This is a genomic window from Kitasatospora sp. NPDC007106, from assembly GCF_040634455.1.
GTDB lineage: Bacteria > Actinomycetota > Actinomycetes > Streptomycetales > Streptomycetaceae > Kitasatospora > Kitasatospora arboriphila.
The window spans coordinates 1-1,996 of record NZ_JBEYFP010001005.1; the positions used below are offsets into that span (position 1 = coordinate 1).

Sequence of the window (1,996 nt, forward strand, 5' to 3'; positions counted from 1 at the left end):
GGCGGGTGCCCCGGCGCGCCCCCGCGCCGACCTGCCGGCTCAGCCCTTGGGCTGGGTGAAGCGGAGGCTGTTGCCGAACGGGTCGCGCAGACCGCAGTCGATGCCGTACGGCCGCTCGGTGGGCTCCTCGGTGAACTCGACGCCGCGGCCGAGCAGCGTCTCGTAGGTCTTGCGGCAGTCGTCGGTGCTGAAGATCAGCGAGCCGCCCGTGGCGCCCTTGGCGACGAGTTCGCGGACCTGCTGCGCGGTCTCCTCGGACATCGCCGGCGGGCCCGGCTTCTCCAGCAGGATCTGGCGGTCCGGGTGGCCGGGGACGTTGACCGTCAGCCAGCGCATGAAGCCCAGGTCGACGTCGGCCGCGACCTCCAGGCCGAGCTTGCCGACGTAGAAGTCGAGGGCCTCGTCCTGGTCGAGGACGTAGATCTGCGAGTGCGTGATGGAGGTGAACATGGGGACCACGCTAGGGCCGGACCGGACGGAATACTTATCCGAAACTGCGCTCCTCGCCGCGGGGCGCGGCGATCCGGATCACGTGTGCGGCCGCGTCCACGCCATCGTGAAGCAGGTCGGCACGTCGGCGGCCACCGCCGCCCTGCGGTACTCCCTCGGCGACCGGCCGACGATGTCGCGGAAGGTGCGGCTGAACGTCCCCGTGCTGCCGAATCCGACCTCGTAGCAGATGTCCGTCACGCTGCGGTCCGTCTCCCTGAGCAGGAACATCGCCCGCTCGACCCGGCGGCGCTGCAGGTAGCGGTGCGGCGTCTCGCCGAACACCGTCCGGAAGGTGCGGGCGAAGTGCGCCGGGGAGACGTGCGCGATCCGCGCCAGGGCCGGGACGTCCAGCGGCTGCGCGTACCGGCGGTCCATCGTGTCCCGGGCCCGGAGCATGCGGCGGTTGGTGTCTTCGGCGGCGCGGCTCACAGCGCCATCACACCACGTCCCCGGCCTGCGGCGACAGGCCCGCCGGGCGGCGTCCGGCACCGGCCGCGCCCCCGATGCGCGGACGGATCGGGCTGATGCCCCGTCACCCCGATGGACGCCATGTGCACGCCCACCGCCGCCCTCCCCCGGACACCCCTCGCCACCTGCACGGACACCGGCTCCCGGCGTGCGACGCGCCGTCAGGGACGGCCCCGCCGACCGACCGCCGGGTTGCCGCACTGACGGTCCGTCGGTTTCCTCGGGCAGAGGGCACGGCACAGCACCCGGCAGACGGCCCGGCCACGTGCCCGTCGGAGGACATCCATGCAGATTGCACGCGTCGCCATCGGTTCCGCCCTGGCACTCGGCGCCCTCGCCCTGACCGCTCCCACCGCCGCCGCGGACGACTCCGGGATCCGCATCGGCCCCGGGCACGCGAGCCCCGGCTCTACCGTCACCGTCAGCACGACGGCCTGCGGCCCCGACGTCACCTACGGCAAGGGCGAGTCCGAGGTCGGCGGCCAGTTCCACCTCTTCGAGGGCGACCGCGCGGGCGTGCTGGTCGGCACCTTCGAGGTGCCCGAGGACGCCGCGCCCGGCGCCAGCAAGGTCACCGTCAAGTGTCCGCCGCGGATCCAGATGACCGACACCGTCGAGATCACCCGCCGGCCCAGCGGCCCGGTCGCCGCCGGACTCGGCGGCGCGGCGGACACCGACGGCAGCCGGATCGCCCTGGGCGGCCTGCTGGTGGCCGGTGCCGCGGTCGGCGGCGCGGTGAAGGCGCGCCGCCGCCTGCGCCTCGGTCAGCGCTGACCCACCCGGGCTGCGTGAAAAGGGGCGCGTGGGGGCACCTCGCGCGCCCCTGAATCGACCACCCGAGTGCCCTTCGAAGACAGCGGAGGCGTGATCTCCATGGACACCGGCCCCGGCAGCCCGGCCACCGCGCGCCGTCCCACGCCGTCGACCGTCCTGCTGGGCTGCGCCCTCACGGTGGGCCTCCTGCTGGTGGGCCGGGGAGCGCACCCCGAGCACCCGCCCCAGCCCTCGGCCGCCCAGGCCTTCCCCACCCCCGCAC

At 74.4% G+C, this 1,996-nt stretch carries 3 protein-coding genes; 1 reads left to right on the forward strand and 2 read right to left on the reverse strand.

The window, feature by feature from the left end; translation table 11 throughout:
- Positions 1 to 39: 39 nt before the first annotated feature.
- Both ABZ641_RS35070 and ABZ641_RS35075 read right to left on the reverse strand, forming a co-directional pair.
- Entirely contained in the window at positions 40 to 450 is a 411-nt protein-coding gene (locus tag ABZ641_RS35070; RefSeq protein WP_344627330.1) for a VOC family protein, read from the reverse strand.
- A gap of 78 nt (positions 451 to 528) precedes the next feature.
- A complete protein-coding gene (locus ABZ641_RS35075; protein WP_344627329.1) occupies positions 529 to 921 on the reverse strand; it encodes an AraC family transcriptional regulator in 393 nt (130 codons plus the stop codon).
- Between the two features lie 324 nt (positions 922 to 1,245).
- On the opposite strand from ABZ641_RS35075, the gene ABZ641_RS35080 reads away from it, so the two are divergent.
- Positions 1,246 to 1,734: a sortase gene (locus ABZ641_RS35080; protein WP_344627328.1), complete on the forward strand. Its 489-nt coding sequence runs from the start codon at positions 1,246 to 1,248 to the stop codon at positions 1,732 to 1,734.
- Positions 1,735 to 1,996: the final 262 nt, after the last annotated feature.

Coding starts and splice junctions, on each gene's coding strand:
- ABZ641_RS35080 (WP_344627328.1), top strand. CDS start 1,246: ATGCAGATTGCACGCGTCGCCATCGGTTCCGCCCTGGCACTCGGCGCC.
- ABZ641_RS35070 (WP_344627330.1), bottom strand. CDS start 450: ATGTTCACCTCCATCACGCACTCGCAGATCTACGTCCTCGACCAGGAC.